The sequence below is a fragment of the Ruegeria sp. ANG10 genome, assembly GCF_040705255.1.
In the GTDB taxonomy this organism is placed as follows: Bacteria; Pseudomonadota; Alphaproteobacteria; order Rhodobacterales; family Rhodobacteraceae; genus Ruegeria.
Window position 1 is genome coordinate 318,831 of record NZ_JBFCVU010000004.1, and the last position, 19,915, is coordinate 338,745.

At 59.1% G+C, this 19,915-nt stretch carries 19 protein-coding genes; 16 read left to right on the forward strand and 3 right to left on the reverse strand.

Features of this window, described 5'->3' with window-relative positions; genetic code table 11:
* Window positions 1-38 precede the first annotated feature (38 nt).
* The 16 genes from AB1A64_RS11510 to AB1A64_RS11585 all read left to right on the forward strand — a co-directional run bounded on the left by AB1A64_RS11510 (window position 39) and on the right by AB1A64_RS11585 (window position 17,322).
* A complete protein-coding gene (locus tag AB1A64_RS11510) occupies window positions 39-374 on the forward strand; it encodes a cupin domain-containing protein (protein ID WP_366551529.1) in 336 nt (111 codons plus the stop codon).
* Window positions 375-588: 214 nt separating this feature from the next.
* Window positions 589-1,752 (forward strand): putative lipid II flippase FtsW, encoded by a 1,164-nt coding sequence (gene ftsW, locus AB1A64_RS11515; RefSeq protein ID WP_170348041.1) that lies wholly within the window; start codon window positions 589-591, stop codon window positions 1,750-1,752.
* Window positions 1,752-2,849, forward strand: a complete 1,098-nt coding sequence (locus tag AB1A64_RS11520) for a UDP-N-acetylglucosamine--N-acetylmuramyl-(pentapeptide) pyrophosphoryl-undecaprenol N-acetylglucosamine transferase (RefSeq protein ID WP_366551530.1) — start codon at window positions 1,752-1,754, stop codon at window positions 2,847-2,849. Before ftsW ends, AB1A64_RS11520 begins: the two co-directional genes overlap by 1 nt.
* Entirely contained in the window at window positions 2,846-4,255 is a 1,410-nt protein-coding gene (gene murC, locus AB1A64_RS11525) for a UDP-N-acetylmuramate--L-alanine ligase (protein WP_366551531.1), read from the forward strand. Before AB1A64_RS11520 ends, murC begins: the two co-directional genes overlap by 4 nt.
* A gap of 75 nt (window positions 4,256-4,330) precedes the next feature.
* The gene (locus AB1A64_RS11530) at window positions 4,331-4,579 is read left to right on the forward strand and encodes a DUF2484 family protein (protein WP_366551532.1); all 249 of its coding nucleotides are present in this window, start codon (window positions 4,331-4,333) and stop codon (window positions 4,577-4,579) included.
* Window positions 4,576-4,821, forward strand: coding sequence for a DUF2484 family protein (locus tag AB1A64_RS11535; protein ID WP_366551533.1), 246 nt, complete (start codon window positions 4,576-4,578; stop codon window positions 4,819-4,821). The genes AB1A64_RS11530 and AB1A64_RS11535 overlap by 4 nt, the downstream gene beginning before the upstream one ends.
* Before the next feature lie 270 nt (window positions 4,822-5,091).
* A complete protein-coding gene (gene murB, locus AB1A64_RS11540) occupies window positions 5,092-6,027 on the forward strand; it encodes a UDP-N-acetylmuramate dehydrogenase (protein ID WP_366551534.1) in 936 nt (311 codons plus the stop codon).
* 101 nt (window positions 6,028-6,128) lie between these two features.
* Window positions 6,129-7,052 (forward strand): D-alanine--D-alanine ligase, encoded by a 924-nt coding sequence (locus AB1A64_RS11545; RefSeq protein ID WP_366551535.1) that lies wholly within the window; start codon window positions 6,129-6,131, stop codon window positions 7,050-7,052.
* The gene (locus AB1A64_RS11550; protein WP_366551536.1) at window positions 7,040-8,041 is read left to right on the forward strand and encodes a cell division protein FtsQ/DivIB; all 1,002 of its coding nucleotides are present in this window, start codon (window positions 7,040-7,042) and stop codon (window positions 8,039-8,041) included. Before AB1A64_RS11545 ends, AB1A64_RS11550 begins: the two co-directional genes overlap by 13 nt.
* Before the next feature lie 8 nt (window positions 8,042-8,049).
* Window positions 8,050-9,384, forward strand: a complete 1,335-nt coding sequence (ftsA, locus tag AB1A64_RS11555) for a cell division protein FtsA (protein WP_170360645.1) — start codon at window positions 8,050-8,052, stop codon at window positions 9,382-9,384.
* The gene (locus AB1A64_RS11560; RefSeq protein WP_366551537.1) at window positions 9,371-9,787 is read left to right on the forward strand and encodes a hypothetical protein; all 417 of its coding nucleotides are present in this window, start codon (window positions 9,371-9,373) and stop codon (window positions 9,785-9,787) included. Before ftsA ends, AB1A64_RS11560 begins: the two co-directional genes overlap by 14 nt.
* 349 nt (window positions 9,788-10,136) lie before the next feature.
* Entirely contained in the window at window positions 10,137-11,747 is a 1,611-nt protein-coding gene (gene ftsZ / locus AB1A64_RS11565) for a cell division protein FtsZ (protein ID WP_366551538.1), read from the forward strand.
* A 213-nt stretch (window positions 11,748-11,960) separates the two neighbouring features.
* The gene (gene lpxC, locus AB1A64_RS11570) at window positions 11,961-12,881 is read left to right on the forward strand and encodes a UDP-3-O-acyl-N-acetylglucosamine deacetylase (protein ID WP_366551539.1); all 921 of its coding nucleotides are present in this window, start codon (window positions 11,961-11,963) and stop codon (window positions 12,879-12,881) included.
* Between the two features lie 127 nt (window positions 12,882-13,008).
* Window positions 13,009-13,851, forward strand: coding sequence for an outer membrane protein assembly factor BamD (locus tag AB1A64_RS11575; RefSeq protein ID WP_366551540.1), 843 nt, complete (start codon window positions 13,009-13,011; stop codon window positions 13,849-13,851).
* Window positions 13,852-13,886: 35 nt separating this feature from the next.
* Window positions 13,887-15,536 carry a DNA repair protein RecN gene (gene recN / locus AB1A64_RS11580; protein WP_366551541.1) on the forward strand — a complete coding sequence of 550 codons (1,650 nt, stop codon included), beginning with the start codon at window positions 13,887-13,889 and terminating at the stop codon, window positions 15,534-15,536.
* 100 nt (window positions 15,537-15,636) lie between these two features.
* Entirely contained in the window at window positions 15,637-17,322 is a 1,686-nt protein-coding gene (locus tag AB1A64_RS11585) for a chloride channel protein (RefSeq protein WP_366551542.1), read from the forward strand.
* Here the strand turns inward: AB1A64_RS11585 and AB1A64_RS11590 are convergent.
* From AB1A64_RS11590 to AB1A64_RS11600, 3 genes are all read right to left on the reverse strand, one after another.
* A complete protein-coding gene (locus tag AB1A64_RS11590; protein WP_366551543.1) occupies window positions 17,319-18,683 on the reverse strand; it encodes a DUF3179 domain-containing protein in 1,365 nt (454 codons plus the stop codon). The two genes, AB1A64_RS11585 and AB1A64_RS11590, sit on opposite strands and share 4 nt — an antisense overlap.
* 114 nt (window positions 18,684-18,797) lie before the next feature.
* Window positions 18,798-19,496 (reverse strand): class I SAM-dependent methyltransferase, encoded by a 699-nt coding sequence (locus AB1A64_RS11595; RefSeq protein ID WP_366551544.1) that lies wholly within the window; start codon window positions 19,494-19,496, stop codon window positions 18,798-18,800.
* 26 nt (window positions 19,497-19,522) lie between these two features.
* Window positions 19,523-19,864, reverse strand: a complete 342-nt coding sequence (locus tag AB1A64_RS11600) for a DUF427 domain-containing protein (protein ID WP_366551545.1) — start codon at window positions 19,862-19,864, stop codon at window positions 19,523-19,525.
* Window positions 19,865-19,915 lie beyond the last annotated feature (51 nt).

Genomic DNA, 19,915 nt, shown 5'->3' on the forward strand with positions numbered 1-19,915 from the left:
TGCCCTTTTGACGCGCGTTTTCGAAAAAGGATAAATGGATGCGATTTCCGGACTTTATTACTGCATTTCCCAAATTGGACGTGCCTTTCCCCGAGGATGTCGTGCAGACGGCGGTCATAAGATCTGACGCTGGCCTGACGGCGTTTTTTACGTTTCTTCAGGATATGGAGCTTCCATTGCATTCACATGGGGCCCAATGGGGGACAGTCATCGAAGGAGAGGTCGAGCTGACTATCGGAGGAATTACCAAAACCTACCGTCCTGGTGACAGCTACTCGATTCCAGCCGGGGTGGAGCATGGCGGGCAGATCAAGGCCGGGACCCGTGTAATCGACGTGTTTGAAGAGCCTGATCGGTATCCAATCAAAGAGTGACGATAATTTTGCGCTGTCCTGCGCGGGCATTATTCAGCCCCTTTGACACCGCGGTGGGATTGGGGCCGTTTGTCCATTTGCTGAGGCCACCGCCACTGACGGGCCGTTATCCGCATACCCGTTCATTCCGCTAGCCCAAACGCAAAAATGTCTGTAGACTCTCAATCAGATCCCGAAAACGGGACATGAACGAGGCAGTAAGTGGCGGTATCTCATGACTGAGATGGTGTATGGCGCGGTCCAGGACCAGCGCGGAGAACCGATTCTACCAAAGTGGTGGCGTACAATTGATCGCTGGACCATGTCCTGCGTTCTGATCCTGTTTGTCATTGGGCTGTTGCTGGGGTTGGCCTCATCGCCGCCGCTGGCCGGGCGCAACGGGTTCGATCCGTTTCACTATGTCGAACGGCAGGCGATCTTTGGCGGGCTGGCCTTGGTTGCGATGCTGCTGACCTCGATGATGTCCCCGACATTGGTGCGGCGACTGGCGGTGCTAGGCTTTCTTGCGTCCTTTGTCGCACTGGCGTTTCTGCCAGTATTCGGCACCGATTTCGGCAAAGGGGCGGTGCGTTGGTACTCGCTTGGCTTTGCCTCGATGCAGCCATCCGAGTTTTTAAAGCCTGGCTTTATCGTCGTGGCCGCATGGCTGTTAGCCGCGTCGCAGGAAATCAACGGCCCTCCGGGGCGGTTGTGGTCCTTTGCGCTGTGCATGGCCATTGTTGGCATGCTGGTGTTGCAACCCGATTTCGGTCAGGCCTGTCTGATCCTGTTTGGCTGGGGTGTGATGTATTTCGTGGCTGGTGCACCGATGTTGCTGCTGCTGGGTATGGCCGGGGCGGTCGTGCTGGGCGGCATGCTGGCCTATTCGAACTCGGAACACTTTGCCCGTCGCATTGACGGGTTCCTGAACCAAGAGGTCGATCCGACCACGCAGCTGGGCTATGCCACCAACGCCATCCGCGAAGGCGGATTGTTTGGTGTTGGTGTAGGCGAGGGGCAAGTGAAATGGTCGCTGCCCGATGCGCATACCGATTTCATCATTGCCGTCGCGGCCGAGGAATACGGCCTGATCCTGGTGCTGATCATCATCGCGCTGTACTCGATCATCGTTGTACGCTCGCTGCTGCGGCTGATGCGCGAACGGGACATGTTCATCCGTTTGGCTGGCACCGGTCTGGCCTGCATGTTCGGCGTGCAGGCGATGATCAATATGGGCGTTGCGGTGCGGCTGTTGCCCGCCAAGGGCATGACGCTGCCGTTTGTTAGTTATGGTGGTTCGTCCCTGATTGCGGGTGGCATCGCGGTTGGCATGTTGCTGGCCTTCACCCGCACCCGCCCACAGGGCGAGCTTGGCGATATTCTGCGCGGACGAGGTTGATGAACAAACCCTACCTTCTGATTGCAGCTGGCGGCACCGGGGGCCACATGTTCCCGGCACAGGCTCTGACTGAGGCGATGCTGCAAAAAGGTTGGCGCGTGCGCCTGTCTACCGATACGCGCGGCGCACGGTATACCAGTGGCTTCCCGCACTCGACCGAAATTGCCGAGGCGTCCTCGGCCACTTTCGCGCGTGGTGGTTTGGCCGCAAAGGCGCTGGTCGGACCCAAGATTGCGGGTGGCGTGACCAGCATGTCATTCCAGATGATGCGCGACCGGCCGGATGTGGTTGTGGGATTTGGCGGTTATCCTTCGATCCCGGCGCTGGGCGCAGCGACGATGTTGAAAATCCCGCGCATGATCCATGAACAGAACGGTATTCTGGGACGGGTAAACCAGCTGTTTGCGACCCGCGTGTCTCAGGTGGCTTGTGGCATCTGGCCCACCGACTTGCCCGAGGGGGCAAGGGGCATCCATACCGGCAATCCGGTTCGGGCTGCCGTTCTTGAACGCGCGGCGGCGGGCTATATTCCGCCCGGCGATTACCCGATGTCGGTCCTTGTGATGGGCGGATCGCAGGGTGCGCGTATCCTCAGCGATGTGGTGCCCGGCGCGATTGTAGCTTTGCCCGAATTGCTGCGCGGCCATATCCGCGTTGCCCATCAGGCGCGTGACGAAGATGGCGAACGAGTCACGGCATTCTACGCCGATCATGGAATCCGTGCCGAGGTCAAACCGTTCTTCCATGATGTTCCCCGCCGCATGTCAGATGCACAATTGGTTATCTCGCGTTCGGGGGCGTCAAGCGTTGCGGATATCTCGGTCATCGGGCGACCTTCGATCCTGATCCCGTTTGCCGCTGCCGCTGGCGACCACCAGACCGCCAATGCTCGCGGGTTGGTGCAGGCGGGCGGGGCGATCATGATTCCTGAAAACGCCCTTGACGTTTCCTCGCTGACCGAGCAAATCACCGCAGTTCTGACCAACCCCGAAGCCGCGCAAAAAATGGCCCATGCCGCCCTTTCGACCGGTGCGCCGGACGCAACCGAGCGTCTGACATCCCTTGTCGAACAACTGGCGCAGAAGGAGACCGCATGAATCCTGCAACCAAACTGCCGCAAGACGTAGGGCCGATCCATTTCGTAGGGATCGGCGGGATCGGGATGTCGGGCATTGCTGAGGTACTGCTGAACCTTGGCTACCGGGTGCAGGGGTCGGATCTGAAAGCGTCTAAGATCACAGATCGTCTGGCCAGCTTGGGGGGCGAGATTTTTGTCGGTCAGCGCGCAGAGAATTTGGAAAACGCCGCCGTCGTGGTGGTGTCGACCGCGATCAAGCCGGGCAACCCAGAACTGGACGGCGCCCGCGCCCGCGGCCTGCCAGTGGTGCGCCGCGCCGATATGCTGGCCGAGCTAATGCGCCTAAAATCCAATATCGCTATCGCCGGAACCCACGGCAAGACCACCACCACCACGATGATGGCGGAACTGATGGTGGCCGGAGATTTCGATCCGACCGTGATCAATGGCGGTATCATTCACGCTTATGGTTCGAACGCGCGGATGGGGCAGGGCGAATGGATGGTAGTTGAAGCCGACGAATCCGACGGCTCGTTCAATCGTCTGCCTGCGACCATTGCCATTGTCACCAATATCGACCCCGAACATATGGAACACTGGGGCGACTTCGACAAATTGCGCGATGGTTTCTACGAGTTCGTGTCGAACTTACCTTTCTACGGTCTGGCTGTTTGCTGCACCGATCATGCTGAGGTGCAAACGCTTGTTGGCCGCATCACTGACCGGCGCGTGCGGACCTATGGCTTCAATGCGCAGGCCGATGTGCGGGCGGTAAACCTGACCTATAAAGGCGGCATCGCGCATTTCGACATCCACCTGCAATACGAAGACACGGTGATCGAAGGCTGTACTTTGCCGATGCCCGGGGATCACAACGTTTCAAACGCCTTGTCTGCGGCGGCCGTGTCCCGCCACCTGGGCATGAAGACCTCGGAAATTCGCGATGCGCTGGCCAATTTCGGTGGCGTCAACCGCCGCTTTACCAAGGTGGGTGAGGTTAATGGGGTCACCATCATTGACGATTACGGCCATCACCCCGTGGAAATTGCCGCGGTGCTGAAAGCTGCCCGACAGGCGACCGAGGGTCGCGTGATCGCCGTGCATCAGCCACACCGCTATTCCCGCCTGTCCAACCTGTTTGATGATTTCTGCACGTGTTTCAACGACGCCGATGTCGTTGCCATCGCTGACATATTTGCCGCTGGAGAGGACCCGATCAAAGGCGCATCCCGCGATGATCTTGTGCAGGGCTTGATCCGCCACGGCCACCGCCATGCCCGCGCGTTGTTGGACGAAAGCGATCTTGAACGCCTTGTCCGCGAACAGGCCCGCCCCGGCGATATGGTCGTCTGCCTGGGGGCTGGTACGATCAGTGCTTGGGCCAACGGATTGCCCGCTCGATTGCAGCAAAAACAGGCGGTCTGAGGCAATGGACTCTCGCGTATTGCAACTATAAAGTGTGGCGTCGCAATCGCAGACGGGATGTCCTCGGAGGGGCAATTGGCATATTCGGTGATGTTTGCAGCCTTTTGGGTCGTGGCCTCGACAATCGTGGCCATGTTGCCGATGCGTTTGCAGTTCCCGCCTGGGGTTGTCCTGTTCGTTTCGGCACCTGCATTGATAGTCTGGCTAGGCCATGATTACGGCTGGGTTTTTGGGTTGCTGGCCTGTGCCGCTTTTGCGTCCATGTTCCGCAATCCCATTCGTTTCTATTGGCGCCGGTGGACGGGTTCGGAGGTTCAGGAATGAACTTGTCCATTGCCCTTGCCGCACTTTGGGGAATTGCTGCGAATGTGCTGGCGATGATCCCCAGCAAAGATAACCACTGGACTCGCGCCTATATCCTGATCGCGGTGGGTATACCGATTTTGGGATACGTGACGCTTCAGAACGGGCCTTGGATCGGTTTGATTGTGATGGCTGCGGGCATATCCGTGCTGCGCTGGCCGGTGATCTATCTGGGTCGGTGGGTACGGCGTTTGGTGCGATAAAACTTGGCGTTGTTTGCTATCTTCTTTGTTTATCTTGGTCATAGCCTGGATAGTCGTCTGCGTTTTGATCGGCTGGGCCGTCAGGACGCGGGCTTTCAAAAAATCACTCATGGCAGCGATGTTTCTGTGTGGCCTGTGGCTTTTCGTCGGTATCGGAGCGCGGGAAATTACCATCAAGGCACTGGCGTCGACTGCCGCGCTCTTGCTATATGGCACAGCCGCATTTGTGGTGGGGCGGTGCAGCAGATGGGTATTTGAGAAATGGCAGACATGACCACAGCCACGGAAGTGCCGGAGGCGCGGGGCAGGCTTAGCGCGGACCGCCTGTTGGCTGATCTCACTTGGCTGCGCGTCGGAGGCCCTGCTGATTATCTGTTCCAGCCCGCAGACACTGAGGATCTGCAAACCTTTCTGCGTGACCTTCCTGACCATACGCCGGTTTTTCCGATGGGCGTCGGCTCGAACCTGATTGTCCGGGATGGCGGGTTGCGCGCGGTGGTGATCCGGCTCGGGCGTGGGTTCAACGGCATCTCGGTCGAAGATAACACCGTCACTGCAGGTGCTGCTGCACTTGATGCGCATGTAGCACGCAAAGCGGCGGATGATGGTGTGGACCTGACTTTTCTGCGCACCATTCCCGGCTCGATCGGGGGGGCGGTACGGATGAATGCGGGGTGTTACGGTAGTTACACAGCGGACGTGCTGCGCAAGGCCACCATCGTCACGCGACAGGGTGAGGTCCTGGATCTGAGCCCGGAGGATCTGAACTTTCGCTACCGTCAGTCCGATTTGCCCGAAGGGGCAGTGTTGATCTCGGCCACGTTTGAAGGCCCGTTGGGTGATCCCGAGGAATTGCACGCCCGCATGACGGCACAGTTGCAAAAGCGTGACGAAACCCAACCCACCAAGGACCGCAGCGCCGGTTCGACCTTTCGCAACCCGGCGGGCTTTTCGTCCACGGGCCGCGCCGACGATGTGCATGACCTTAAGGCGTGGAAGGTCATCGATGATGCGGGTATGCGCGGGGCGTCGCGGGGTGGCGCTCAGATGAGTCCCAAGCACTCGAATTTCCTAATCAATACCGGCACGGCCACGGCCGCTGATCTTGAAGGTCTGGGCGAAGAAGTGCGAAAAAAGGTTTACGAAACAAGCGGCATCACGCTAGAGTGGGAAATCATGCGGATCGGTGATCCGTTGAAGGAATAAAGCCCCAACCGTCAGACCATAACAGGCAAATTCAGGCGACGGATCAAAGGCATAACGCAGTACGGACCACTACATAAGGTCCGGGGACATTGAGGCGCTAAGTGGGTAAGTCGAGCAGGACAAACCCCAAAGTGGTGGTATTGATGGGTGGCCCCTCGGCGGAACGCGAGGTGTCTCTCAGCTCTGGGCGCGAATGCGCAGCCGCCCTGCGGGGAGAAGGCTTTAAAGTTGTCGAACTGGACGCAGGTCCCGACCTTTACGCGCGCCTATTGGATATCAAGCCGGACGTAGTTTTCAACGCCTTGCATGGCCGCTGGGGTGAGGATGGTTGCGTACAGGGCTTGCTGGAATGGATGCGGATTCCGTACACGCATTCCGGCGTGCTGGCCTCGGCTTTGGCGATGGACAAGCAGCGCAGCAAAGAGGTGTATCAGGCCGAAGGTTTGCCCGTAGTACCCAGCGTGATCGTGCCAAAGGTCGAGGTGGTCGAGGTTCATGTGATGGAACCTCCTTATGTCGCCAAGCCAAACAACGAAGGCTCCAGCGTCGGCATCTATATCGTGCACGAAGGGTCAAACGGCCCGCCGCAACTGTCCGAAGATATGCCTGAATTCGTGATGGTTGAGAAATACATCGCGGGTCGCGAATTGACGGTGACCGTGATGGGCGACCGCGCCCTGACCGTGACCGAGATCATGACCGATGGCGGTTGGTACGACTATGACGCCAAGTATAAGCCGGGCGGGTCTTGGCATGTGCTGCCAGCCGAAATCCCGCAGGACATTTTTGACCGTTGTTTGGATTACGCATTGCGCGCCCATGATGCGTTGGGGTGCAAGGGTGTCAGCCGCACCGATTATCGCTGGGATGACAGCATGGGGGCAGACGGGCTTTTCCTGTTGGAAACCAACACGCAGCCCGGAATGACGCCGACGTCGCTGGTGCCGGAACAGGCCGAGCATTTCGGCATGAGCTTTGGCCAGCTTTGCGCGTGGATGGTGGAGGACGCCTCATGCGACCGCTAAGGGCCACTCGTGCGCCGGTGATCCACCGATCGAAGCCGCTGGCAGGACCGGATGCGGATTTTGGCTCGGGCGCGCGGTCTGAGGCAGAGCCAAAGCTGCGGCTGAGTGGGGTCAAGCTTTTTGGTCGCAAATCGCAACGCTTTGATCCGGCGCCGTCGCGGCTGAATTACCGATTGCAGCGTTGGATGCTAACGCCGGGTGTGCGCCGGGGTTTGCGGGTTGGTTTGCCCATATTCGCGCTCTGCGCTGCGGCCGGGATATATTTCGGCTCGGACGCGCGGCGCGAGGCGGTGGTGGCCTATGTTGCCGACATAAAGACCTCGATCCAGCAGCGGCCGGAATTCATGGTCAATCTGATGGCCATTGATGGCGCGGGCACCAACCTGTCGGAAGACATCCGCGAAGTGGTGCCGTTGGATTTCCCGATAAGCTCCTGGGATCTGGATGTCGAACAGATCCGCGACACGATCACCGGGTTGGACCCGGTCAAATCCGCCTCGGTCCGGGTGCGCCCAGGTGGTATTTTGCAAGTGGACGTTGAAGAGCGTCAGCCCGTTATCGTCTGGCGCACGCGCCGCGGGATCGAACTGTTGGACGAAACCGGCGCGCATGTGGAACGCATCGCGTCTCGCAAGGAACACGCCAACCTGCCGCTGATCGCGGGCAAGGGTGCGGATGCCCATGTGGCCGAGGCGTTGCAACTGGTGACCACTGCTCGCAGCTTGGGTGGCCGGGTTCGTGGTCTGGTGCGGATTGGCGAGCGACGTTGGGACCTGGTTTTGGATCGCGGCCAACGCATAATGTTGCCAACCGAACGACCCGTGCGCGCGCTGGAACGCGTGTTGGCTGTGAACGAAGTGCAGGACCTGTTGGAGCGTGACGTGGCCGTGGTGGACATGCGGCTTGGGCAGCGCCCGACAATCAGAATGACTAAAGCTGCCAGCGAAGACTGGTGGAATACAAAAGTGACAGTGGGTAACGGGCAGTAGTGACTATGATGACCGATCTTTATCAGTCCCAACGGGCCATGCGGCAGATGCGTAGGCAGGCGATGCAACGCGGTGTGGTCGCCATTCTGGATGTCGGCAGTTCCAAGATTGCCTGCCTTGTATTGCGCTTCGACGGGGCAAACCGTCTGAGCGAGGATAACAGCATCGGGTCTCTGGCAGGGCAAACCGGATTTCGGGTAATTGGCGCCGCGACCACGCGGTCGCGTGGTGTGCAGTTTGGCGAAGTCACCGCCATGCAGGAAACCGAACGTGCCATTCGGACGGCATTGCAGGCGGCGCAGAAGATGGCTGATATCCGGGTGGATCACGTGATCGCCTGTTTCTCGGGCGCGAACCCGCGTTCATATGGTCTGGACGCTCAGGTTGATCTGGAAGGGCAGGTCGTGTCCGAGGCTGAGGTTGGCCGTGTTCTGAATGCCTGCGACGTGCCCGATTACGGGGCAGGGCGCGAGGTGCTGCATGCCCAGCCGGTGAATTTTGCGTTGGACAACCGGTCGGGCTTGATCGACCCGCGCGGGCAGATGGGCCAAAGCCTTGCGGTCGACATGCACATGCTGACCGTCGATGCCGTGGCGATCCAGAATATCGTACGCTGCATCAAGCGCTGCGATCTGGAGTTGGCGGGGATTGCAAACTCTGCCTACGTGTCTGGCGTCTCGGCCCTGGTCGAGGATGAGCAGGAGTTGGGGGCCGCCTGCATCGATATGGGCGGCGGTACGACCAGCGTGTCGATCTTCATGAAAAAACACATGATCTATGCGGATTGTGTGCGTATGGGCGGCGATCATGTGACCGCCGATATCTCGATGGGGCTGGGTGTTCCGGCGGCTGTGGCCGAACGGATCAAGACCTTTAACGGCGGCGTCCACGCGACTGGCGCCGACGACCGCGACCTGATCGATATCGGCGGTGATACCGGTGATTGGGAACACGACCGCCGCACCGTCAGTCGGGCCGAGTTGATCGGAATCATGCGCCCGCGCGTCGAAGAGATTCTGGAAGAGGTGCGCGTGCGTTTGGATGCCGCCGGATTTGAGCATATGCCTAGCCAGCAGATTGTTTTGACTGGTGGTGGCAGTCAGATCATGGGGCTGGATGGCCTCGCGACCCGCATTTTGGGTCAACGGGTGCGTTTGGGTCGACCGCTGCGCGTCCACGGCCTGCCGCAATCGGCAACGGGGCCGGGGTTTTCATCTGCGGTGGGGCTTAGCTTGTTCGCGGCGCATCCGCAGGACGAGTGGTGGGATTTCGAAATCCCGGTCGACACATATGCCGCGCGACCCTTCAAGCGCGCGATGCGCTGGTTCCGTGACAACTGGTAAAGCGATTGGCGTTGCGGCGCTGGTCGTTGCAACCCCGTTTGCCGCACACGCCCAGACGCGGATATCGCCTGAGGCTTTTCTAGCTGCTGTCCAGGGCAAGACCGTCACCTTTCATGACTATCCCAGCGGCATTTTGGTGGGGACCGAGGAATTTCTCAGCCCCAAACTGTCCGTCTGGCGGATGGAGGGGCGGGGTTGTGTCTATGGGCAGATCACCACGCCCAACGGGCAGATCTGCTTTTTGTACGATGATGACCCGGATGACGTGCCGGTATGCTGGTGGACCTTTCAGCACGAAGGTCGCCTTATGGTGCGACTTGCCAACTTCAACCGACGCGAAATTCAAGAGGTGCGCAGCATTACCGAAGACGGTTTGAATTGTCCAAGTGCCCCAATTAGCTAAAGAAATGGGTTGCAGCCAGCGGCTATATCCCGCAAGATATCCACAAGGCCCGTCAGAGGCCCTGCGGCAGGACCTGAGCAGTTTTCCGCATCTTGAAAATCAGTGAATCCCTCAAGTGGCGCGCATGTTGATCGCGGCGCGTGTGTCGCTTGCTTTGTGGTGGATTGAGTTCAATCCGCAACATCTGGCTATGAATGCAAAATACCGCTGACGGCTGCCTTAATTCCTCCATATTTTGTGGGATTCGGCGATTTTTGGCGTGACCTTTGCCGTTTCGACCGGTAGGATTGTAAGCGGATAGGTAAGAAAAACACCGCTTTGGCGGGTCAATAAAACAGGCGGACAGAGCATGACATTGAATCTTTCGATGCCCGGGCACGACGAACTGAAGCCTCGGATTACAGTATTTGGCGTTGGTGGCGCGGGCGGCAACGCTGTCAACAACATGATTGAGAAACAGCTGGACGGCGTTGATTTTGTCGTCGCCAACACCGACGCGCAGGCGCTGCAGCAAAGCCAGTCCTCGGCGCGGGTGCAATTGGGCGTGAAAGTGACCGAAGGTCTGGGGGCAGGGGCCCGTCCGACCGTGGGCGCTGCGGCGGCCGAAGAAAGCATCGAGCAGATCGTCGACCATCTGGCTGGCGCACATATGTGCTTTATTACAGCTGGTATGGGCGGTGGCACCGGTACGGGTGCGGCGCCGATCATCGCGCAGGCCGCGCGGGAGCTTGGCGTTCTCACTGTTGGCGTTGTCACAAAACCTTTCCAGTTTGAAGGCGCCAAGCGGATGCGTCAGGCCGAAGACGGCGTTGAGGCACTGCAAAAGGTTGTCGACACGCTGATTATCATTCCGAACCAGAACCTGTTCCGCCTGGCCAACGAAAAGACCACGTTCACCGAGGCATTCTCGATGGCGGATGACGTTCTGTATCAGGGTGTTAAAGGTGTGACTGACCTGATGGTCCGTCCGGGCCTGATCAACCTCGACTTTGCCGATGTTCGTGCCGTGATGGACGAGATGGGCAAGGCGATGATGGGCACCGGTGAGGCCACCGGCGAAGATCGCGCGGTTCAGGCCGCCGAGAAGGCGATCGCCAACCCGCTGCTGGACGAAATCAGCCTCAAGGGCGCCAAGGGCGTGCTGATCAACATCACCGGCTCGCACGACCTGACCCTGTTCGAGTTGGACGAAGCCGCCAACCGCATCCGCGAGGAAGTGGACCCCGAGGCCAACATCATCGTCGGTTCGACCCTGGATACCGTGATGGAAGGCGGTATGCGTGTGTCGGTTGTGGCCACTGGTATCGACGCCAGCGAAAAGCCCGTCGACGTTCCGGTTGCGCGTCGCTCGATGTCCGAGCCGCTGACCCGCACCGTTTCCGCAGAAGAGGCGCAGCAGGATGAGACCCCCGCTGCTGTGGCCGAAGTGGCGGAACCCGCGCCTCAGCCGGAAGTGAACCGTGAACCTTCGCTGTTCGAAACCGCCGAGGAACCGGCGCAGCCGCAGGTGGAGCGTGACGATGACGGTCTGCCACCCCCGGCCTATCAGCCCCGCGTGGCTGAGTTCGAGCCGACACCTGAACCGGTTGAACCCGCGCCGGAAAGCTTTGTAGCACCGCAGCCACAGCACTCCGCAGGCACACCTTCGCCCGAAGCGCTGCAGCGTTTGCAAGCCGCTGTACAAAATGTGCCGGCCTCTGAACGTGGGTATGCGGCGCCGCGCCCACAGGCACCGCAACCGGCCCCCGCACCGCAAGCGGATGGGCAGGATCGCTCGCGGTTCGGCTTTAACCGCCTGATCGACCGGATGACCGGCCACGCCGCCGATACGCCGGCACAGCCGGTGCGCCAGCAGCCCCCTATGCGCCAAGCTGACGCTACGGCACCTGCGCATGATGAGGCCGACCCCGAACAGGATCGGATCGAAATTCCCGCCTTCTTGCGTCGTCAGGCTAACTGATCACGGTAACAAATTAACGACTTAGGGTCGCCTTTTGGCGGCCCTTTTCTTTTGAAATACACGGCTTTAACTGCATGTAAGCAGGCTTTTGCCGATCTGTTACATTCATGTTTCATTCAGTTACAAAGAGTGAGTTGAGCCTTGACGCTTGCTTCCTTAGGTGAGTGTCCAACACGGACCGAAAAGGCCGGACACCACTCACCGAGGTTCACCTTGCAACATACGCTCAAATCTCCGATCACGTTTACAGGCGTCGGGCTGCATAGCGGCAAGCCTGCGACGATGGTCCTGAAACCGGCAGCTGCCGGTCACGGCATCTGGTTCAAACGGACGGATATCGAGCTGGGCAATGCGCTGATCCCCGCGATCTATGACGTGGTCGAGCGGACGCCTCTTTGCACCCGTCTGGTGAACGATGCAAATGTTTCGGTGTCGACCGTCGAACATATCATGGCTGCGCTGGCCGGGTGCGGCGTGCATAACGCGCTGATCGAGATTGACGGACCCGAAGTTCCGATCATGGATGGGTCGTCGATTGATTTTGTGCGCGGTATCATGGCCAAGGGTGTACGTCGTCAGGCCAGCCCTGTTCTTGCGTTCGAAGTTCTCAAGCCCATCACTGCCACGCGCGAAGGCGCCAGCGCGTCAATCGCGCCCGCGGATGGGTTGATCATCGATTTCCATATCGATTTCGAAGACAGCGCGATTGGCAATCAGACCAAGAGGCTGGACATGCGCAACGGCTCGTTCGCGCGTGAGCTTAGCGATTGCCGCACATTTTGCCGCCGCACAGACGTTGAAGCGATGCGCGAAAACGGCCTGGCCTTGGGCGGAACGCTTGAAAACGCTGTCGTTGTGCAGGGTGACGAAGTTCTGACACCTGGCGGTTTCCGTCATGCGGATGAGGCTGTTCGCCACAAGATGCTGGATGCTCTGGGCGACCTTTTCCTGGCGGGCGGCCCGATTCTGGGTCACTTTACTGGTGACAAATCCGGCCACGCGATGACCAACACGCTGCTGCGCAAGCTGTTTGAAACACCTGGTGCGGTGCGTCCGGTACTGTGTACCCCCGAACAGGCCGCGCGTCTGCCGGGTCAGGGCCTTGTTTGGGACGAAATCCCCGAAGTCGCCTGATTGGATCAACTCTGCCGACAATTCCGCTAGTGAGTGTACTAAGGCGTTTTGCCCCGGAATTATCTATGCTAGACCAAAGGCCAATCCGGGGCGTGCCCCGATAAGCAATACGACGAGGATAGGCGGAATGGTTGGCACCAAAGCGGCAGTCAGATTCGCAGGCGCGATTCTTCTGACAGCAGTTTTGACGGCATGCGGCGGAAAAGGCGCAGACCGCAATCAGAACCTGGAAGGCTTTACGCCAGAACAGATTTACACGCGCGGCGAGTTCGAGCTGTCGCAGAATCGCTCGGATGACGCGGCGTGGTACTTCTCGGAAGTTGAGCGTTTGTATCCCTATTCGGATTGGGCCAAGCGCGCGCTGATCATGCAGGCGTTCTCGTTCCACACGGACAAGAACTATGAAGAAAGCCGGGCGGCGGCTCAGCGCTATATCGACTTTTATCCGACAGACGAAGATGCGGCCTATGCGCAGTATCTTTTGGCGCTAAGCTATTATGACCAGATTGACGAGGTTGGCCGCGACCAAGGGCTGACGTTTCAGGCGCTGCAATCTCTGCGCACGGTGATCGAGGTTTATCCTGATAGCGAATATGCCACATCGGCGGTTCTGAAATTCGATCTGGCCTTCGACCATCTTGCCGGCAAGGAAATGGAGATCGGGCGCTATTATCTGCGTCAGGATCACTATTCCGCAGCAATCAACCGATTCCGTGTCGTGGTCGAAGATTTCCAGACCACAACTCACACAGCTGAGGCGCTGTATCGTCTGATCGAAGCCTATCTGTCGCTGGGCCTGGTGGATGAGGCGCAGTCAGCCGGTGCCATTCTGGGTTACAACTATCAGTCGTCGGAATGGTACGATGCCGGCTACGCATTGTTGACCTCGCGTGGGTTGGAACTGAAGAGCCGTGGAAACAACTGGCTAAGCACCATCTACCGTCAGACCATCAAAGGTGAGTGGTTGTAATCGTCATGGCTAAAGGCGTGGGACGCTAAGACCCGATGCTGCGCGCCCTTGATATCCGCGACATGCTGATCATTGACCGGCTGGAACTGACGTTTCAGCCGGGCTTGAACGCTTTGACTGGTGAAACCGGAGCGGGCAAGTCGATTCTGCTGGACTCGTTGGGTTTCGTGCTGGGCTGGCGGGGGCGGGCTGAATTGGTCCGACAAGGGGCCGCGCAGGGCGAGGTTGTGGCCGAGTTTGAGCTGCCAGATGGCCACCCCGCCCATGCGATTCTGGCCGAGGCTGGCTTGCCTGGTGGTGAGGAACTGATCCTGCGCCGGGTTAATACTGCCGAGGGGCGCAAGACGGCTTGGGTCAATGACCGGCGCTGTTCCGGAGAGGTACTGCGCGCCCTGTCCGAGACGTTGATCGAACTGCACGGCCAGCATGATGATCGCGGGTTGCTGAACCCGCGCGGGCATAGGGCAATGCTGGATGACTATGCGGGGGCAGAGGACCTTCTGGCAGTTGTGCGTGCGGCGTGGATGGATATGTCCCGCGCGCGTAAGGCTTTGGCCGAGACCGAGGCGACGCTGGCCGCCATGCGGGCCGAGGAGGAGTTTCTGCGCCATGCCGTTGCCGAGTTGGACAAGCTGGACCCTCAGCCCGGTGAGGATGCTGAATTGGATGCCCGTCGGCGCATGATGCAGGGGGCTGAACGTATTCGCGATGACGTTGCTCGTGCCTTTGACCTGTTGGGCGCAGATGGGGCCGAGGTGGCGATGTCTGACGCCGTGCGGTGGTTGGAAGGCGTGTCCGACAATGCGGGCGGGCAGCTTGAGGCCCCGATAGCCGCATTGGGGCGTGCCTTGATCGAATTGGGCGAAGCGCAGGACGGGGTGAGCGCCTGCCTTCAAACTCTGGATTTTAACCCGGCTGAGCTGGAAGCGGCTGAAGAGCGTCTTTTCGCCATCCGAGCGTTGGCCCGCAAGCATGATGTGGTGCCCGACGATTTGGGAGTATTTGCTGACACGCTGCGTGATCGACTGACCCGGCTGGATGCAGGTGACGCCGACTTGGCGGATCGGCGTGCTGCGGTTGCGGCTGCACAGGAAACCTATGACAACGCCGCCGCCGCACTTAGCGCCGCGCGCCAACAGGCGGCCGGGCAATTGGATGCGGCCGTGATGACCGAGCTTGCACCGTTGAAGATGGAGCGCGCGGTATTTCAAACCGAAATCACGGGCGCCGATCCCGGCCCCGAAGGGGTGGATGCGGTGGCCTTTACCGTTGCCACCAATCCCGGCGCGCCGTCTGGCCCGTTGAACAAGATTGCCTCGGGCGGGGAACTCAGCCGATTTTTGCTGGCGCTCAAGGTGTGTCTGACCGGCGACGATAGCGCCCGCACTATGATCTTTGATGAAATCGACCGGGGTGTCGGTGGGGCGACTGCTGATGCGGTGGGTCGCCGTCTGGCGTCCTTGGCGCAGGGTGGGCAGGTTCTGGTCGTGACCCACTCGCCGCAGGTTGCCGCCCGCGCGGCGCATCATTGGCGGGTGCAAAAACAGGTAACTGGCGGGCAGACATTGTCCACCGTTATCCCGCTGGCCGAACCAGACCGCGTGGATGAAATCGCCCGGATGGTCGCAGGGGACACCATCACGGACGAGGCGCGCGCCGCCGCCCGTGCATTGTTGGACGCCTGAGGTAAATTTGCCGCTTTCCGGTTTTCAAACCGTCGCGATCCTACTTTTATAAGGGGGCTCCGTGGCTTACTAAGGAATATACCTTGATCCCCGAGTGCCAATGACCCAAACGACCCGCACCGTTCTGCGCAACCAGCTCAATCAGGCTCTGGCCGCGATGAAGGATGCGTGGCGGGTGATGTTGCGACGTGGGCCCAGCCAGATTCAGTTCTGGTTCATTGCGTTGGCGATTGGGATTGCGGCGGGGTTCATGGCGTTGGGGTTCCGTAAGGCGATCCGGTCGCTGCAGGCCTATGTCTACGACACAGACGATATCCTGTTGCTGCACAGCCATGCTGAGAAATTGCCGTGGTTCCTGATCCTGATTACGCCGATCATCGGCGGTTTGATTGTTGGTGTTATCCTACACAGATTCACCGATGACGGGCGCGTACGCTCGGTCGCGGACGTGATCGAGGGGTCTGCGCTGACCAATGGTCGGGTCGAGGGCAAGGCGGGCATCGCCTCGTTCTTTGCCTCTCTGATCACGCTCAGCACTGGCGGGTCAACCGGGCGGGAAGGCCCGGTGGTGCATATGGCCGGGGTGATCTCGACCTGGGTCAGTAATCGTATCCACGCGGATGGCATCACTGGTCGCGATCTGTTGGGCTGCGCTGTGGCGGCAGCAGTTTCAGCCAGCTTTAACTCACCCATCGCTGGGGCGCTATTCGCGCTTGAAGTGGTGCTGCGCCACTTTGCCGTGCATGCCTTTGCGCCCATCGTTATCGCCTCGGTCGCTGGTACGGTGATCAACCGGCTGGAATACGGGGATGTGACCGAGTTCGTTCTGGAAACCCCGGGCTCGCTGCAATTCTATGTAGAGCTGCCAGCCTTTTTGATCCTTGGGCTGATCTGCGGGCTGGTGTCATTGCTGTTGATGCGCTCGATCTTTTTTGCCGAAGACATCGGCACTCACATTCAGAACCGCCTGTCACTGCCACGTTGGCTGCGCCCCGCCGTGTCCGGTGCAATGCTGGGTCTGCTGGCGATCTGGTTTCCGCATATCATCGGGGTTGGGTATGAGACGACGATCCGCGCCTTGACTGGCGATCTGACCCTGACCGTCGCGATCTTGTTCGCCGTGGTAAAAACAGTCGCTTTGGCCATCACTATGGGGGGGCGCATGGGCGGTGGCGTGTTTTCACCTTCGCTTATGGTTGGCGCTCTGACCGGTTTGGCCTTTGGGCTGATCGCAACCGGGCTGCTGCCGGATGTGTCAGGGACCCACACGCTCTATGCCTTTGCGGGGATGGGGGCCGTGGCCGCCGCAGTGCTGGGTGCGCCGATTTCCACCACGATGATCGTTTTTGAGCTGACCGGAGATTGGCAGATCGGAATTGCGGTGATGGTCTCGGTTTCGATGTCCACAGCTTTGGCTTCTCGTCTTGTGGACCGGTCGTTCTTCCTGACACAGCTGGAGCGCCGCGATGTTCATCTGGCTGCGGGACCACAGGCTTATTTGTTGGCGATGTTGCGCACTGGGGCGGTGATGCGCCCGATTGGGGATCCGCGCTCGATCACCAAAGAAAAGGCGCAGGAGCTGATCGAGCAGGGCCTATGCGTACAGGCCAGCGCCACGCTGGAGGCGGCGATGCCCTATTTCGACCGCGACGACATCCCCTGCATCCCGGTTGTGGTGATTGATAACGAGGGTAACGAATCCCCGGTTGGTGCGCTCTTTCATATCGACGCGCTCAAGGCCTATAACCGGGCGCTGGCCGCCACGGCGGCCGAGGAGCATTCCTAACCATCGTAGACCGTTGCCGCGTCGCCCAGATAATTGTCCCATGCAAACCAGTAAGAGATGTGCCCGGCCACCCGCGGCAATCGGGTTCCGTCTGGTCCGATCAGCGCCTCTTCGGTCATGGTCCATTTCTGTCCCCCCTGATCCACCAGGCCTCCATCGGACGCTGTGAACCGGTATGAGGCGCGTTCAAACGCCCGGACCGCACGCTTGTCGGGGTTGCCGATCAAAACCAGCGGTCGGTTGGCAATCGCGTCATTGATCACGCGAGTCTTGCTAAACGCATCCAAAGGCCAGGCCCGCGCCGCACCGAACTGGCGGATAGCGAAGATATAGTCTTTCTGCCTATGTTCGGATTGGTCAACCAGCGCTGGAAACATCAGTTCGGGCGAGGCGAAATACTCACGATACACCACGCCAGAGCCATAGTTGCGCCGATGGCCGGTGTTCTGAGACAGAACGCGGGTGCCGGGATGTGAGGATTTCCAGCTTTCCCATGTGGTGATCACCACCGGGCGCTGCTGGAGCGTGATTCCACTGCCGACCAACGGGCCCACAACCGGCTTTCCGGTGTATTGGTTCCACAGCGAATGCGTCTCGCGATCAAACATCAGCTTGTTGGAACGGTACAGGAAACCAGATGATCCAAACACAAACGGTTTCCGCCGTCCCGCCACTTGTGTTTCGAACAAGATACCCGACCCGCACAGCGTGCAATAAGCCAGCGCTACGGGGACGCCACCGATCACCTCGTTGAACATTTCGTGCCACCCCATGATCCGCAGCGGATAGGCGCGCTCATCCCCATTGATCGAGACGCCAAAGACCAGATCGTCGTCTTTCAGGTAGCTGGCTTTTGAGGCCGAGATCAGTGTTGGATTGTCGAGCGAAGGAATGCCGTCCTTGTACACGCCACCCCATGTGATTTCCTCCAGCCGGATTTTCATCTTATCGCGCTGCAGGTATTTCGGACGTAAGAAGTCTTCGAAATTTGGGTCAATGCCCAGCAGAACCTCACGCTTGAAAGGGATCAACGAAGGGTGGGGGACTAGCTGCGGGTTCTTTTCCTGCCACAACATCCAGTCGAACCAGTCGGTGCCGATGTTCTGACCGGTGAGGGTTTGCATGACCTCGGCGATCTCATCACTGCGCCGCCGTCCATGACGCATTCCGGTCAGCAGAGCCGGGACTACATCTGGGTTGCCACGCTGCACCAGAAAGGCCATGCCCTGTTTGAATTCAGAACTGCTGCCGTACAAGGTGGACCTCACGGCCTCAAGCACGGGGTCTTGCTGTGCTGAAAGTGTGTTGGGCAATGCGGCTGCGGCCAGCATACCAGTGAAACTGCGGCGCGTGATCGACATGGCATCCTCCGGTGGTGTCCAAATCCAGTTTGCCTCGGTCGCTGTTCACATGCATGCAACAGGTGCGTGAGTTTAACTCGAAAACAGGTCCGTTAGGCGATCATCACTTATCGTTCAATCGCCTTTACGCGCCACGTAGATCACAAATGGTGCCTTGGAGGTTTCGTCTTTCCACGCAAGACCGTCACTGTCCTTGCCCAGAGGGTAATAGCGGTCAATGCGCCCGAAACCGGCTTGTCCCAGCGCGCTGGAATAATCTTCGTCTGTCCAGAAATAGTCGGTCAGTGTCAAATCGGCGTCCGGGAACCGCACCCGGACCTTGTCACCGGACTCGACTGCTGCGTTTTCCGCAAAGTTGGTGTCCAGCGTCAGCCAATCGCCGCTGTAAAAGTCCTTGGTCGTCACAACCATGAAGAACACACCGTCCTTTGCCAAAGCACGTTCTATTGCTTTGGCGGTGGATTCCAAGGCTTGTTTTGATCCCAGTTCCATGAACACGAATACAGACAGGACTATGTCTACGTCCTGCACCGGCAGTTCGTCGTTCGGTCCTATTTGGCGGTAGTCGCCACTCGGGTCCGCGGAACGAGCGAGCTTCAACTGTTCCGCGGAAATGTCCAAACCTACAACCGAGAGGCCCAGACGTTTCAACAGGCGAGTGGACTTTCCGCTTCCGCAGCCGAAATCAACAGCTGTGCCCCTGTTTGAATAGGTGTTGATGAGGCTGGCAAGATCGCGATAGGCAAGCAGGTCCGTTCCGTTCAGGCCGACCTGTTCATATTGTTCCGCCTTGCCTGAATAGCGATCATTCATTACGCCGAAACGCCAGCTGTTGGCGCTTAGATCTGCTCAACCTTCACCGACTCGACCGGGTAAAAAGCCACATAACCCTTGATCTCGGCCATGGCGGCAATGGGGGTTTCATAGCTCCACGCGGCGTTTTCGGTCACCGAGGATTTGTTGACGATCGAGAAATGCGAGGCATCCCCCTTGTGTGGGCAGTGGGTGACCTTATCGGTGCTATCCAGAAAGGCCATCGCGATGTCGGTACGGGGGAAATAGATCACTGGAGTCAGATCACCTTCGATCAATTCCAGCGCGCCATTACTTTCACCCAGTACGGCACCACCGGAACGAACGCTCCATTTGCCCGGAGCCTTGCGGATCGTGATCTCAACCATTTTTCTTCCCTCGTCTTAAATTCGGCCTCTCTTCTGCTCTGTTTGCGTAAC

Coding starts and splice junctions, on each gene's coding strand:
- AB1A64_RS11510 (WP_366551529.1), top strand. CDS start 39: ATGCGATTTCCGGACTTTATTACTGCATTTCCCAAATTGGACGTGCCT.
- ftsW (WP_170348041.1), top strand. CDS start 589: ATGACTGAGATGGTGTATGGCGCGGTCCAGGACCAGCGCGGAGAACCG.
- AB1A64_RS11520 (WP_366551530.1), top strand. CDS start 1,752: ATGAACAAACCCTACCTTCTGATTGCAGCTGGCGGCACCGGGGGCCAC.
- murC (WP_366551531.1), top strand. CDS start 2,846: ATGAATCCTGCAACCAAACTGCCGCAAGACGTAGGGCCGATCCATTTC.
- AB1A64_RS11535 (WP_366551533.1), top strand. CDS start 4,576: ATGAACTTGTCCATTGCCCTTGCCGCACTTTGGGGAATTGCTGCGAAT.
- murB (WP_366551534.1), top strand. CDS start 5,092: ATGACCACAGCCACGGAAGTGCCGGAGGCGCGGGGCAGGCTTAGCGCG.
- AB1A64_RS11550 (WP_366551536.1), top strand. CDS start 7,040: ATGCGACCGCTAAGGGCCACTCGTGCGCCGGTGATCCACCGATCGAAG.
- ftsA (WP_170360645.1), top strand. CDS start 8,050: ATGACCGATCTTTATCAGTCCCAACGGGCCATGCGGCAGATGCGTAGG.
- ftsZ (WP_366551538.1), top strand. CDS start 10,137: ATGACATTGAATCTTTCGATGCCCGGGCACGACGAACTGAAGCCTCGG.
- AB1A64_RS11575 (WP_366551540.1), top strand. CDS start 13,009: ATGGTTGGCACCAAAGCGGCAGTCAGATTCGCAGGCGCGATTCTTCTG.
- recN (WP_366551541.1), top strand. CDS start 13,887: ATGCTGCGCGCCCTTGATATCCGCGACATGCTGATCATTGACCGGCTG.
- AB1A64_RS11585 (WP_366551542.1), top strand. CDS start 15,637: ATGACCCAAACGACCCGCACCGTTCTGCGCAACCAGCTCAATCAGGCT.
- AB1A64_RS11590 (WP_366551543.1), bottom strand. CDS start 18,683: ATGTCGATCACGCGCCGCAGTTTCACTGGTATGCTGGCCGCAGCCGCA.
- AB1A64_RS11595 (WP_366551544.1), bottom strand. CDS start 19,496: ATGAATGATCGCTATTCAGGCAAGGCGGAACAATATGAACAGGTCGGC.
- AB1A64_RS11600 (WP_366551545.1), bottom strand. CDS start 19,864: ATGGTTGAGATCACGATCCGCAAGGCTCCGGGCAAATGGAGCGTTCGT.